At 70.8% G+C, this 13323-nt stretch carries 14 protein-coding genes; 5 read left to right on the forward strand and 9 right to left on the reverse strand.

The annotated features are described in order from the left end of the window. Positions 1-5 precede the first annotated feature (5 nt). A complete protein-coding gene (locus DDE10_RS23710) occupies positions 6-173 on the reverse strand; it encodes a hypothetical protein (RefSeq protein ID WP_284734428.1) in 168 nt (55 codons plus the stop codon). Between the two features lie 65 nt (positions 174-238). Here DDE10_RS23710 and DDE10_RS04300 point away from each other — a divergent pair, with 65 nt between their 5' ends. Beyond that, the gene (locus tag DDE10_RS04300) at positions 239-487 is read left to right on the forward strand and encodes a hypothetical protein (RefSeq protein WP_114951432.1); all 249 of its coding nucleotides are present in this window, start codon (positions 239-241) and stop codon (positions 485-487) included. Here DDE10_RS04300 and DDE10_RS04305 read toward each other — a convergent pair. Beyond that, positions 451-1413, reverse strand: coding sequence for a threonine ammonia-lyase (locus DDE10_RS04305; protein WP_114951433.1), 963 nt, complete (start codon positions 1411-1413; stop codon positions 451-453). The two genes, DDE10_RS04300 and DDE10_RS04305, sit on opposite strands and share 37 nt — an antisense overlap. A 139-nt stretch (positions 1414-1552) precedes the next feature. Between DDE10_RS04305 and DDE10_RS04310 the strand changes: the two genes are divergently transcribed. The 4 genes from DDE10_RS04310 (at position 1553) to DDE10_RS04325 (ending at position 5575) form a co-directional block, all read left to right on the forward strand. After that, positions 1553-2776: a type III PLP-dependent enzyme gene (locus DDE10_RS04310; RefSeq protein WP_284734429.1), complete on the forward strand. Its 1224-nt coding sequence runs from the start codon at positions 1553-1555 to the stop codon at positions 2774-2776. Between the two features lie 111 nt (positions 2777-2887). After that, a complete protein-coding gene (locus DDE10_RS04315; protein ID WP_114951435.1) occupies positions 2888-3940 on the forward strand; it encodes a 1,9-bis(guanidino)-5-aza-nonane synthase in 1053 nt (350 codons plus the stop codon). 221 nt (positions 3941-4161) lie between these two features. Then, positions 4162-4605, forward strand: a complete 444-nt coding sequence (locus DDE10_RS04320; protein WP_114951436.1) for an MAPEG family protein — start codon at positions 4162-4164, stop codon at positions 4603-4605. 364 nt (positions 4606-4969) lie between these two features. Continuing rightward, on the forward strand, positions 4970-5575 hold the full coding sequence (locus DDE10_RS04325; RefSeq protein WP_114951437.1) for a L,D-transpeptidase family protein: 606 nt from the start codon (positions 4970-4972) through the stop codon (positions 5573-5575). Between the two features lie 68 nt (positions 5576-5643). Here DDE10_RS04325 and DDE10_RS04330 read toward each other — a convergent pair whose 3' ends face one another. The 7 genes from DDE10_RS04330 to DDE10_RS04360 all read right to left on the reverse strand — a co-directional run bounded on the left by DDE10_RS04330 (position 5644) and on the right by DDE10_RS04360 (position 13268). Next, a complete protein-coding gene (locus DDE10_RS04330; protein ID WP_284734430.1) occupies positions 5644-6465 on the reverse strand; it encodes a trypsin-like peptidase domain-containing protein in 822 nt (273 codons plus the stop codon). A 2-nt stretch (positions 6466-6467) separates the two neighbouring features. Next, positions 6468-7664 (reverse strand): class I SAM-dependent RNA methyltransferase, encoded by a 1197-nt coding sequence (locus tag DDE10_RS04335; RefSeq protein ID WP_114951736.1) that lies wholly within the window; start codon positions 7662-7664, stop codon positions 6468-6470. 139 nt (positions 7665-7803) lie between these two features. Further along, positions 7804-9192: an NAD(P)H-hydrate dehydratase gene (locus DDE10_RS04340; protein WP_114951438.1), complete on the reverse strand. Its 1389-nt coding sequence runs from the start codon at positions 9190-9192 to the stop codon at positions 7804-7806. Next, complete coding sequence (locus DDE10_RS04345) at positions 9189-9689, reverse strand: hypothetical protein (RefSeq protein ID WP_114951439.1); 501 nt, start codon at positions 9687-9689, stop codon at positions 9189-9191. Before DDE10_RS04345 ends, DDE10_RS04340 begins: the two co-directional genes overlap by 4 nt. Continuing rightward, a complete protein-coding gene (locus DDE10_RS04350; RefSeq protein WP_114951440.1) occupies positions 9689-10417 on the reverse strand; it encodes an enoyl-CoA hydratase/isomerase family protein in 729 nt (242 codons plus the stop codon). Before DDE10_RS04350 ends, DDE10_RS04345 begins: the two co-directional genes overlap by 1 nt. Before the next feature lie 255 nt (positions 10418-10672). Continuing rightward, entirely contained in the window at positions 10673-11488 is an 816-nt protein-coding gene (locus tag DDE10_RS04355) for a 4-(cytidine 5'-diphospho)-2-C-methyl-D-erythritol kinase (RefSeq protein ID WP_114951441.1), read from the reverse strand. Between the two features lie 139 nt (positions 11489-11627). Further along, a complete protein-coding gene (locus DDE10_RS04360; RefSeq protein WP_114951442.1) occupies positions 11628-13268 on the reverse strand; it encodes a tetratricopeptide repeat protein in 1641 nt (546 codons plus the stop codon). Between the last annotated feature and the right edge of the window lie 55 nt (positions 13269-13323).

A 13323-nucleotide genomic window follows, 5' to 3' on the forward strand; every position in this document is an offset into this window, starting at 1 on the left:
CCGGCTCACAGGCTCCACACCAGCACGTTGCCGATCATCACCGCCGCGGCGATCAGCATCAGCGCGCCCTTTCGCTTGTCCTTTCGATGCAGGATGAGGTGAAGCCCGCCGCCCGCCAGCAGAAAGGCGGCGATCATCAGGACCCCAAGCATGGCGGCGCCGAATCCGGTCATCGCGCGCTGATGCCACGGGGGAGCTTCTTCACAAAGGCTTAAGCATCGCCGCCTAGCCGGGGGCGATGGACAATAGCGCATGCCCGCTCGGACAGGCCCTCGGCAGCATCGAAGGCTCGATCCTCCCCGCTTTGTCCGGTCTGCTCGACGGCCTCCTCGACACCGCCGCACTGGCGCAGCCGGGGATCGACGCCGACCAATATGCCACGGCTCTTCGCTTTGCCGCGATCCAGGTCGAGGCGCTGACCGAGCTGGTCGAATCGGTCGGCCACCCGGCTCAACCGTTCGACGCTCCGCTCAGGATCTCGGCATAGACGTCCGGGTCGACATTCCCGCCCGAGACAACCACGACCGTCCCCTCAGGCACCGGGCCGGCTTTCCCGGACAATAATGCCGCAAGCGCCACCGCCCCGCCCGGCTCGGCCACGAGCCGCAGCCGGGCGAAGGCGAATCGCATCGCTTCGGCGACCTCCGCCTCGCTGACGGCGAGCCCGCGCGCGCCTGCCTCGCGCAGGGCGCCGAAGGTCAGCGGCGAAACGCGCTTGGTCTGAAGGGCGTCGCAGCGCGTCGGCGGCGCCGGCTCAGCGACGGGGACGATCTCGCCCCCCTCCAGCGATCGGGTCATGTCGTCCCAACCCTCCGGCTCGACGATCAGGACCTGCGTCCCGGGCAGCGCCAGCGCGATCCCCGAGGCCAGCCCGCCGCCGCCGCAGGGAACGAGCAGCCGCTCAGGCCGGCGGCCGAGCTGCGCCTCGATCTCGACGCCGACGCTCCCTTGCCCCTCGATCACGTCGACATCGTCGAACGACGGGACGAGAACCGCGCCCCGCTCCTCGGCCAAGGCGGCCCCGATCGCCTCCCGGCTCTCGGTCTCCCGGTCGTAGAAGACGATCTCGGCGCCGGCGGCGCGGGTCGCCTCGACCTTCACCCGCGGCGCGTCGGTCGGCATCACGATCGCCGCCTTCACCCCCAGCCGGCGGGCCGCGATCGCGACGCCCTGGGCGTGGTTTCCGGAGGAGAAAGCGACGACTCCGCCGGCACGCTGGGTCTCGTCCAGTTGCGCCAGCCGATTGGCGGCGCCGCGCAGCTTGAAGCTGCCGCCCCGCTGCAGGCACTCGGCCTTGATCCAGTAGCGGCGGCCCTCATGATCGAGCGGCAGCAGGGGCGTGCGAGTCACTTCGGAGGCGATGCGATCCGCCGCAGCTCTGACACCGCTCGGCGTCGGTCTTCTCTCTGTCATTCAAACCCCTGGAAATCTGCGGAAAAATGCAGGTCTTTACATGGGGGTCCAGCACCCATATATCGCGCGCCGCAGCCCCATGGGGACTTCCAACCGCAAGGCTGCTTCGTCGTCAACTACCCGTTGGAGGTCCCTTGAGTTGCACACGCACCATAGCGCGCTGGGGCTAGCTACCGCCCCGTCCGACCCCGTCACCGGGGCCGAGATCGCCAAGCGTCGGCCGGTACAGCCGGTCACGCTGCTTCGTCCGCACGCCGCCCGTCGTGCCGCCCGCTTCTTCGTCGAGAAGTTTCCGGGTCGCTCCCTCTATGCGGTGAAGGCCAATCCCTCGCCGGATCTCCTCGAGATCCTGTGGGAGGCGGGCGTGAGCCATTATGACGTCGCCTCGATCGCCGAGGTGCGGATGGTCGCGAAGACGCTTCCGCAGGCGACCTTGTGCTTCATGCACCCGGTCAAGGCCGAGGAAGCGATCGCCGAGGCCTATTTCGAGCATGGCGTCCGGACCTTCTCCCTCGACACGATGGAGGAGCTGGAGAAGATCGTCTGGGCGACCAAGGGCGCGACCGACCTCAACCTGCTGGTCCGGATCCGGGTCTCCTCGGAGCACGCCAAGCTGAGCCTCGCTTCCAAGTTCGGGGCGGAGCCGGGCGAGATGCGCGCGCTGCTGATCGCCGCCCGCCAGGCCGCGGACGCGCTCGGCATCTGCTTCCATGTCGGCAGCCAGGCGATGACCCCGGCCGCCTATGCCGAGGCGCTGGAGCGCGTGCGCGCGGCGATCGTCGAGGCGGCGGTCACGGTCGACATCGTCGATGTCGGCGGCGGCTTTCCGTCTGTCTATCCGGGAATGGAGCCGCCCCCGCTCGAGGCCTATTTCGACGTCATCCACAAGGCCTATGAAAGCCTGCCTATCTCCTATTCGGCGGAATTGTGGTGCGAGCCCGGCCGGGCTTTGTGCGCGGAATATGCGAGCGTGCTCGTCCGCGTCGAGAAGAGGCGCGGCGATCAGCTCTACATCAACGACGGTGCCTATGGCGCGCTGTTCGATGCCGCCCATATCGGCTGGCGCTTCCCGGTGAAGCTGGTGCGCGAAGGCGGATCGGACGTGCGGCCGATGCCGTTCAGCTTCTACGGGCCGACCTGCGACGATCTCGACCACATGGCCGGGCCGTTCATGCTTCCCGGCGACGTGGGCGCCGGCGACTTCATCGAGATCGGCATGCTCGGCGCCTATGGCTGCGCGATGCGCACCGGCTTCAACGGCTTCGGCTCCGACCTTCGGGTCGTCGTCGACGACGAGCCGATGGAGACGCTGTACGCCGTGGAACAGGAACGGCCGGCGGCTTCGAACGTCGTCACGCTGTAGGACGGCACCTATAACCGTGTGAATCGGGGTGGGGGCGAGGCTCCCACCCCCGCTCTCGCTATTGATGGCACCTTGGCCCTGGCGCCTGCGCATGGGCAAATGGAGACTGGAATGAACGACCTGCCCGTCAACGACACCCGCAAGTCGGAGCTGCTCTCGACGACCGTCGAGCATATCGACATCAAGAGCTTCGACGCCCGTCCGATCGTCGACGCGATGAAGAAGATGAGCTTCACCTCGCGCGACCTCGGCCGCGCCACCGACATCTACAACCAGATGCTGGCTGACCAGGATTGCTCGGTCATCCTCGTGATAGCGGGTTCGACGTCCGCAGGCGGCTGCATGGACCTTTATGCCGACCTGGTGAAGCACAACATGGTGGACGCGATCGTCGCCACCGGCGCCACCATCGTCGACATGGATTTCTTCGAGGCGCTCGGCCACAAGCATTACCAGGCGCTCGAGATCCCCGACGACGACACCCTGCGCTCGCTCTATATCGACCGGATCTACGACACCTATATCGACGAGGAGAAGCTCCAGGAGACCGATCACACGATCGGCGCGATTGCCGACAGCCTGGATCCCCGCCCCTATTCCTCGCGCGCCTTCATCCGCGAGATGGGCAAGTGGCTGATGACCAACGGCAAGAAGGAGAACAGCCTGGTCAAGCTCGCTTACGAGCATGACGTGCCGATCTTCTGCCCGGCCTTCACCGACAGCTCGGCCGGCTTCGGCCTGGTCAAGCACCAGGTCGACCGCATGAAGGAAGGCAAGGCCTATCTGACGATGGACTCGATCGCCGATTTCCGCGAGCTGACCGACCTCAAGATCAAGGCGGGCACCACCGGCCTGCTGATGATCGGCGGCGGCGTGCCGAAGAACTTCACCCAGGACACCGTGGTTTGCGCCGAGATCCTTGGCCACGAGGATGTCGAGGTTCACAAATATGCGGTGCAGATCACCGTCGCGGACGTCCGCGACGGCGCCTGCTCCTCCTCGACCCTCCAGGAGGCGGCGAGCTGGGGCAAGGTCTCGACCGCCCTCGAGCAGATGGTGTTCGCCGAGGCGACCAGCGTGCTGCCGCTGCTGGCCTCCGACGCCTATCATCGCGGCCACTGGAAGAACCGCGCCAAGCGCGCCTTCGGCAAGATGTTCGACTGACGAGGACGGCTACTGCCCCTTCCTCCCTGCGACTTCGCGGGGAGGGGATCGCGTGAAACGCGGTGGAGGGGTTCTTCAACAATGGAGAGCCCCTCCACCGCACTACGTGCGGTCTCCCTCCCCGGCAAAGGCCGGGGAGGAAAAATGCCTCCCCCATCCCCGGCTTGATCCCTCCCCCGGTTTGACCCACCCTGCGCCGAGCCCAGGGGGAGAATTGCAACATGCCCAGCACCCAGATCGTCGCGCCCGTCGTCGCGCTCGTCGCCTGGACGCTCGTCATCATGTTCTGGATGTTCATCACCCGCTTCCCGGCGATGACGCGCAAGCGCATCTTCCTCAAGGGCATGGTCGGCGGGCGTGGCCATCAGCTCGACGGCATCGTCGAGGACCACGTCCAGTGGAAGTCGCACAATTACAATCATCTGATGGAGCAGCCGACGCTCTTCTACGCGATCTGCCTCGCCCTCGCCCTGATCGGCGGCGGCGACGGCCGTCCCGAACTGGTCCTCGCCTGGGCGTACGTCGCCTTCCGAATCCTCCACAGCCTGATCCAGGCCACGGTCAACGTCGTGCTCTGGCGCTTCCTTGCCTTTCTCGCCGGCTCGCTCTGCCTGGTCGGGCTGACCCTGCTTGCCGGCCTGCGGCTGCTCGGCGCCGACGGCTGAGCCCCTCCGCATTCCTGCGGAGGCCCCTGCACATCTATTCTTAAGCAGGCTCGGCCACCATTCGCGAACGGCATGACGGGCGGATCGCTTCCGCTCCGACACGCAAGGCGCAAACGAGCGGGCCCGCGAACGTTCGGCCCGCGCTCCCGGGCGGACCTCCCCGCTTGGCCATGCGGGACAGGGACCGGCGGGAGTCCGGTCGGGCTCCCGCTGCGCCGATGCCGCCGGCGCTGTTGCGGCGATCCGAGTCCTTTTCTCCGGCGGGCCTTGGCACCGAGGCCGCGACCGAGCGTTCTTAATGCAGGTCAGCGTCCACGACACCGTCCCCTTCGGACCGGCGATCGTGGCGCGCAGCAGATGAGGTATGTTCGGTATGCGTCGGTTCACCCGCAAACTCATGGCCGCGGCTTCGGCGGCGGCCCTCTTCACCCTTTGCGCCCCCGCCAGCGCCGGCGAAGCGCCGGCGGCGATCAGCGCCGAGGCGCTCGAGCCGGGCCAATATGTCTGGACTCCCGAGCGGGAGACCGAGGGCGAGATCGAGATCGTCGTCAGCGTGCCGATGCAGCTCGCTTATGTCTATCGCGGCGGCACCCTGATCGGGGTGTCGACCGTCTCGACCGGCCGGCCAGGCTACGACACGCCCACCGGCAGCTTCAACATCCTTCAGAAACGTCGAGAGCATTATTCCAATCTCTACGACAATGCTCCCATGCCCTTCATGCAGCGGCTGACCTGGGACGGCATCGCCCTTCATGGCGGAGCCATTCCGGGGCATCCGGATTCGCATGGCTGCATCCGCTTTCCGCAGGCCTTCGCCCGGCGGCTGTTCGCGGCGACGGAGGTAGGCGGATCGGTCCATGTCATCGATGCCGCGCCGGAAGCGCCGGAGATGGCGCTCGCTCTGGCCCGCAGCGGCGGCGGCTATTTCGGCATGGGCGGGCCCGATCCCGAGCTGGAAGGCGTCGATTGAGCAGGCCGCTCAGCATATAGCCGGACCAAGATCCAAGTCTGCGTCCGGTTCGGTCGAACGATCAAGATTCAACGCAGCCCGGACTGCCGGACGATCGCCTCCATCACCTGCCGCGCCTGGTTGGACGGAACGGCGAGGCCGATTCCGACATTGCCCTGGCCGGGACTCAGGATCGCGGTGTTGATGCCGATCACCTCGCCGCGCATGTTGAGCAGAGGGCCGCCGCTATTGCCGGGATTGATCGCGGCGTCGGTCTGGACGTAGCTCGGGCCGCCGCCGCGCCGGCCGCGGCCGAGCGCGCTGACGATGCCGGAGGTGACCGTTTGGCCGATCTCGAACGGGTTGCCGATCGCGACGACATAGTCGCCGACCGCGAGCTGGTTCGAGTCGCCGAGCGGAAGCTGGGTAAGCCCGCGCGGCGGGATCCGCAGCACCGCGATGTCGCTGGGCGGATGGGTACCGATCAGCTCCGCCGCCATCCGCCGCTCGCCGACCGTGACCTCGATCGCCCGCGCATTGTCGATGACATGATGATTGGTGAGCACGAGCCCGCGAGCGGCGTCGACGACGAATCCGGACCCGGCCGAGATGCGCGGCGCGAGCGCCTGCGCCGGAACGCCCATGAAATCCTGGAACCAGGGATCGCGGAGCAGCGGATTCTGCTCGAGCGGCGAGGGCTGCAGCACCGCGATGTTGACCACGCCGGGCGAGACGCGCTGGACCAAAGGCGAAAGGCTGAGACGGTCGAGCGGAACGGCGCTGACCGGCGTGCCGGCGTCGGGCAGGCTCGTCCCGTCCCGAGCGTCGAACCACCGGAAGGCGGCGCCGCCGAGGAATCCCGCGACGATCAGCATCAGCGCCATCACCAGGGGTCGGACCTGCATCGTCATCGTCATTCCCTCCGAAAGCGGGCGGCGAGCTCGACATGGGTGGACCAACGGAACTGGCCCACCGGCCGCACCCAGTCCATCCGGAAACCCCCTGAGACGAGCATGGCTGCATCGCGGGCGAAGGTCGCCGGGTTGCAGGAGACATAGGCGATCGCCGGCACGGCCGATTCGGCGAGCTGGGCGACCTGCTCGCGCGCGCCGGCGCGCGGCGGATCGAGGACCACCGCCTCGAAGCGCGCCAGCTCCTTTCCGTCGAGCGGCCGGCGGTAGAGGTCGCGATGGTCGACGAAGACGGTCCGCTGGGCCCGTCCCGCCGCCGCCTTGAGCGCGAGCGCCGCGTCGCGCGCGGCCTCGGCGGCAAGCACCCGCCCCTCCAGCGCAAGGGCGAAGGTGCCGAGGCCGGCGAACAGGTCGGCGACGATCCGTGCCTCGCCGACCGCTTCCCTGACCGCCGCGACCAGGGCTGCCTCGCCTTCGCGCGTCGCCTGGAGGAAGGCGCCGTGGGGCAGCGGCACCGGGATCCCGCCGAGCGTCACCGTCGCCGGTTCCGGCTCCCATAGTGTCTGCGCGCCATAGCCGTCGTCGAGGGCCAGCCGGGCGACACCGTGCGCGCGGGCGAAATCCGTGACCGCTTCGGCGGCGTCCAGCCCCTCCACCGCGATGCCGTGGAGGAGGATGTCCACGCCCTGATCCGCCAGCGTCAGCCGCACCTCCCCCTGTCCCCGCTTCGGCAGCAGGCAGGCCAACAGGCCGCGCAGCGGCGCCACCAGCGCGAACAGCTCGGGCCGCAGTATATGGCATTCGCGCATGTCGACGATGCGATGGCTTGCCTCCGCATTGAAGCCGAGCAGCACCTGCCCGCCGCGCCGCTCGGCCCGGAGGGAGGCGCGGCGGCGGGTGTTCGGCGGCGACAGGTGCGCCGGGCGCATGTCGGGCGCCGCCAGCCCCTGCGCCTGCAGCGCGGTGACGATGCGCTCGGCGACGAAGCCGGCATAGGTCTCGTCGTCGACATGCTGGAGTTGGCAGCCGCCGCATTCGGGGAAGTGGCGACAGGGCGGCACTGCACGGTGCGGTCCCGGCGTGACCGCGCCTTCGGCAGAGACGAGATCGCCCGGCGCGGTCATCGGGAAGAAACGACCGCTCGCGGTGACGCCGTCCCCGCGCGCCGCGAGGCGAACGATGGGTTCGGCCTCAGCCATCAACGCCATGCCAACCCCCTTCCCCCTTGTGGGGAGGGCTGGGGTGGGGGTGCGCGGTGAAGCCGCGCGCCGGCCCCAGGGGCCGGCACCCCCCTCCTAACCTCCCCCACAAGGGGGGAGGGATATCGCGCTCGGCGCCTCAATCCACGCACTCGCGCATCGCCTCCGGCAGCCTCGCCACCAGATCGTCCGCGATCAGCCCCGGCCCGGCCAGCGCGGCAGCCCGGCCATGCAGCCAGACGCCCGCGCAGGCCGCCGCGAACGCCTCCATCCCGCCCGCGCGCATCGCTGCGATCAAACCCGTGAGGACGTCGCCGGTGCCGGCGCTCGCCAGCCAGTGCGACGCGCCGGTCGCGATCGCCGCCCGGCCGTCCGGTCCGGCGGCGACGGTATCGGCTCCCTTGAACACGACCACCGCGCCGGCGCGCGCCGCCGCCTCACGTGTCCGCTCGAGCTTGCTGCCTTCACCGTCGCCGAACAGTCGCGCGAATTCGCCGGCATGGGGCGTCAGGATCGCGGCATCGCGCAGCGATCGAAGGCGATCGCGCCCGCTCTCGCCGGCGAGCAGATTGAGCGCATCGGCATCGAGGACGAGCGGCGAGCTTGCCGCCACCGCCGTGTCGAGCCGCGCCCGCGCGGCAGATCCGCCCCCCAGACCCGGCCCGATCGCCAGTGCGCCGATGCGCGGGTCCTCAGACAATTCGGTGCCGGGTGCCTGCACGACGGCGCTCGGGACGCCGGCGACCGGAAGGTCCGCGAACAGCCGCACATAGCCTGCCCCCGCTCGCGCCGCGGCCGCCGCAGTCAGCGCGCTCGCGCCCGGCATCTCGCCGGCCAGGACGGCGACATAGCCGCGCCGATATTTGTGGTCGTCGGGGCCGGGCGCGCGCAGCCGAGGCCGTCCGATCTCGTGCAGCCGGCTCTGCGCCGCGATGCCGATATCGGCCACGACGATCCGCCCCATGTGTCGCGCCGCCGGCTGGAGAAGGTGCGAGGGCTTCAGCGTCTGGAAGGTGATAGTGAGCCCGCAATCGGGGACCGGCGACAGCAGCCGCCCGTCATCGGTCGCCGCCCCGCTCGGAAGATCGATGGCGATGGCGAGCCGCGCCGCAGCGGCGAGATCGCGCAGCCGCCCTGCCAGAGAGGCATCGAGCCCTCGGCCGAGACCGGTGCCGAACAGGGCGTCCACCAGCAGCGGCACCGGCGCCGCCTCGTCGATTCCGACGACCGGGCCGCCCCAGCTCTCCCGTGCCGCCCGTGCCGCCTCGCTCCTGGGATCGGCCAAGGCGGCAACGCGCACCTCGATGCCGCGCTCGCGCAGCTCCCGGGCGACGACATAGCCGTCGCCGCCATTATTGCCGGGCCCGCACAGGACAAGCGCCGGCAGCGGCCCGGCATGGCGCCAGATCGCCTCCGCGGCCGCGATCCCCGCACGCTCCATCAGCGCCTCCACCGGCGTCCCTGCCGCGATTGCAGCCGCCTCTGCGGCGCGCATCTCCTCCGCGGTCAGGATCGGGCGGCCGTTCACGGCGCCTGCACCCGTGCCGGCAGCCGGAAGCTGTCATCGCCGATCGTCACCTCGATCCGGTCGCGGTCGAGGATAGTCACCCGCGCCGGCTCGGCGCCGTCGGCGGCGACGACGCCGCGCCCGTCGCCGGTGACGAGCAGCCGCCGGAAGCCGCCGTCGGGCTTGCGCAAGGTCAGCGTCCGCCCGGACTCGCTCGTCCCCGGCTCGACCGTGCAGAAGCGCTCGAAGGCACGGGCGTTGCCGATCCGGCACTCGATCAGCCCGTCATGCGGATCGAGCGTCGCGGCGGGGGCCGCGTCGTTGGCGGTGGAGGCGGGGGAGCAGGCGGCGAGCCCGGCGACGCAGGCGAGGAGGACGAGTCTCCCTTCCCTGCACGCAGGGAGGGGCTGGGGGTGGGTGCGCTTCCGGAGACGCTCTGCCTGCGAGACCCCATCCCCCCCTGGCCCGTCGCTGTTTCCAGGGAGGGGAAGAATAAGCGCGGCCGCCTTCGTGACCATCACCGCCGCCTGAGCGCGTCGAGGCGGCGGGCGAGCTCTTCGCCGCCGACGAGGTCGTCGAAGCGGCGATCCTGGTCGGCGTCGCTGCGAACGCCGTCCGCGGCCAGGCGGATGCCGCGCTTGAGCGCCGCCAGGCTCTCGTCGGCATTGGCGAGGATGGCGGCGGCGACCCCGTCAATCCCCTCCTCGGGATCGAAGATCTCGACCAGCCCGATCGCTGCCGCTTCGGCGCCGTCGATCGCCCCGGCGGTGAACAGCAGGCGCGCCGCCTGCCCCGGTCCGACGAGCTCGACCAGCCGATGGACGTCCTCCTGCGGATAGGACAGGCCGACCTTGGCCGGAGTCACCGCGAAGCGGGCGGCCCGGCCGGCGACACGCAGGTCGCAGGCAATGGCGAGTGCCACGCCGGCGCCGTAGCAGGCACCGTCGATCCAGGCGACGGTCGGAAAGTCGAGCGACCGGAGTCCGTCGAGCGCGCTCCTGATCGACTGGCGGAAGCGGGTGCGGGAGGCCTCGTCGGCCTGCATCGCGGCGAAATCGCCGAGATCGGCTCCGGCGCAGAAGGCATGGCCGGCGCCGGATAGGACGAGGAGGCGCGGCCGGGCGTGGGCCGCATCGGCGATGCGGCCGGCCAGTTCGGCCCAGCCGGCGGCAGGGATGGCGTTGCGGGCCTCCGGCCGCTCCAGGCTGAGCCGGGCGATGCCGTTGTCGAGCGTCAGGGCGAACATGGCCTATGTCCCTGCCGCGCCGACCGCATTTTGTCTGCAACAAAAAGGCCGGGCCGCTGATACGCCGCGGCCCGGCCACAATTTTGTCCGCGGCGCCCGTCCGGTGGAGCCGGGGGCCGCAGGCGGATGTCGGCGCGCCTACCTGCACGCCTCGACCCGTCGGGCACCCGGCAGCAAGAGGCATGCCAGAACGGAAACCCGCGGCTGACGATGGTTAATGGTGCCGCCGGCCTGTGCCGGAACGGGAAAAGCGGGTCAGCCGGGACGCAGCCGGCTCGCCAGGACCCACCAGTCGGGATGGCCGGCGGCGAGCCGCGCCGCCGCCGCGTCGCGCGTCGCCCGGTCGGCATAGAGCGCGAAGCAGGTCGCCCCCGAACCGGACATGCGCGCCAGCACGGCGTCGTCGGCGAGCGCTGCGAGCACTGCCTCGATCTCCGGCACCAGCCGCGCCGCCGGTGCCTCGAGGTCGTTCCGCCCCCGCCGCCAGTCTTCGAGCGAGCCACGGTCCCTGCCGTCCCAGGCGCGGAACACGGCTGCGGTCGACAGCGCCCGCCGCGGATTGACGAGCAGCACCGGCGTGCCGGCGAGGTCGCCGGCCGCGAGCGGCTCGAGCCGGTCGCCGCGCCCGTCGCCTCGCATCGGCCGGCTGAGCAGGCAGGCGGGAACGTCCGCGCCGAGCGACGCCGCGAGGGTGAGCAAGGCTGCCTCGTCCGCCTCCAGCGACCACCAGCGCGCCAGCAGCCGCATCGCCGCCGCCGCGTCCGCCGATCCGCCGCCGATGCCCGAGGCGACCGGCAGCCTCTTGTCGAGGACGAGCCGGGCGCCGCGGCGGACGCCGAAGCGCCCCCGGAGCGCGTGTGCCGCCCGCAGCACGAGATTGTCGCTTTCATCGGCCAGGTCCGCCGCGAACGGGCCGGTCACGGCGAGCGTCAGCCCCTCCCCCTGTGCGACCTCTAGCCGGTCTCCTTCCTCGAGGAAGGCGAACACCGTCTCGATCCGATGATAGCCGTCCGCCATCCGCTCCCGGACGTGAAGGGCGAGATTGATTTTGGCGAAGGCGGTTTCGTGCATCGGTTGGCGATTGGCCTCAGCGGTAATCCCCTCCCCCTGGAGGGGGAGGGTCAGGGTGGGGGCTACGGCATCGGAGGAACATCCCGAAAGCGGAACACCCTCACCCCGACCCTCTCCCTCAAGGGAGAGGGGGAAAAGACTAACGCGCCGCCAGCCTCGGCGTGAGGCCCTGGGCGATCTTGGCGTCGAGCCGCTCGGCATCCTCCCCTTCGGCATAGACCCGCGCCGCCCGCCAGGCGAAGCGGGCCTCGATGCGGCGGCCGGCCGTGTAATAGGCATCGCCGAGATGCTCGTTGATCTCGACGTCGGCGGGCTCGCCCTCGGCGGCACGCTCGAGCAGCGGGATCGCCTCGCCGAGCTGGCCCTTCAGGAAAAGCGCCCACCCCAGCGAGTCGGTGATCGCGGCATTGTCGGGCGCCAGCCGATGCGCCTCCCGCACCAGCCGCTCCGCCTCGTCCATATTCTCGCGATGGACGAGCTGGGCGTAGCCCAGATAGTTCAGCACCAGCGGCTGGTCCGGCGCCAGCCGGTGGGCTTCCTCCAACGCCGCGCGCGCGGCCGGCCAGTCGCCGGCCTGGTCATGGGCGCCGCCCTTGGACAGCCACAGCGCCCAGACGGCGATCCCATCCTCCTCGTCGCCGCCATGGGCGGCGATCGCGCGCGTGAAGGCTTCCGCCGCCTCGGCCGGCTGGTCCTGGTCCATGAGCACCTCGCCGAGGCGCAGCAGGTCGGCGACCGAGCTCGGCTCGGCCCGCGCCGCCGCCTGCGCCTCCCCAAGGGCGCGCGCCCCGTCGCCGCCGAGGACGAGCAGCCGTACCTTCTGGTCGCGCGCCCCCTCGGCATACGGGTCCTCGGGGGCGACGTTGCCGAGGAGGGCGACCGCCTTGTCGTGGCGGCCCTGGCGGGCGAGCAGCTCGGCCGAGAGCATCCAGGCCTGGCTGTTGTCGGGTGCCAGCCAGGTGGCCAGGCGGGCGAAGCTGCCGGCGACCGGCGCCAGGTCCTGGGCGAACATGTCGAGGGACAGCCGGACCATGAGCTCGGCGACGCCGTCGGCGGCGCTGTCGACCGCGCCCGGCAACGGCCGCCGCCGCTCGATCAGGGTCCGGCCGGCGGCGAGCGCCGGATCGTCTCCCTGGAGCAGGAACAGGGCGTCGTCGCGGTCGCGCCGGGCGGCGAGCCCGCCGGCGGCGGCGAGGCGCAGCCGCTCCGCCCGCGGCCCGGCTTCGTCGATCGTGCCGGCCACCGCCCGCAGCTGCTCGCCGCGGCCCATTGCGGCCAGGAGGAGGATCCTGTGCTCGGCGATATAGGCGGTGGCGGCGGCGGCGCCGGGACCCGACACGGGCCGGTCGAGCTCGGCCAGGGCGTCGCCGCGGCCGCTGCCCAGAGCGAGCCACGCGCGAAGCACCGGCACGGTGAAGCCGAACACGCGCTCGCGCTCGACCGCGTCGATCTGCTCGCGCGCGGCCCGCCAGTTGCGGGCCCGGAAGGCATCGGCGACCAGCAGGAAGCGGGCATCCGGGAGCAGCGCCTGGCCGCGTTCCAGTGCAGCCGCGGCGCGAAGCGCCAGCGGCCAGTCGCCGGCGCCAACCGCATAGCTCATCGCCTCGGAGGCGATCACCCCATTGTCCGGTGCCCCGGCGAGGGCGGCGGCATAGCCGGCGCTCGCCTGGTCGTAGGCGCCATCCGCGGCCGCCGCGCGGGCGCGAACATAGGCGGTGAGCGGGCTGCCCGGCTCGACCCGGGCCTCGGCAGGGCCGGCGGCCGCGACCGAGGCAAGCAAGGCGAAGGACAGGAGCGCCGGCCTCGATCGAGGGCGGCGCCGCGCGGACGGGCGG

The sequence above is a fragment of the Sphingosinicella terrae genome (genome assembly GCF_003347635.1).
Lineage (GTDB): Bacteria > Pseudomonadota > Alphaproteobacteria > Sphingomonadales > Sphingomonadaceae > Allosphingosinicella > Allosphingosinicella terrae.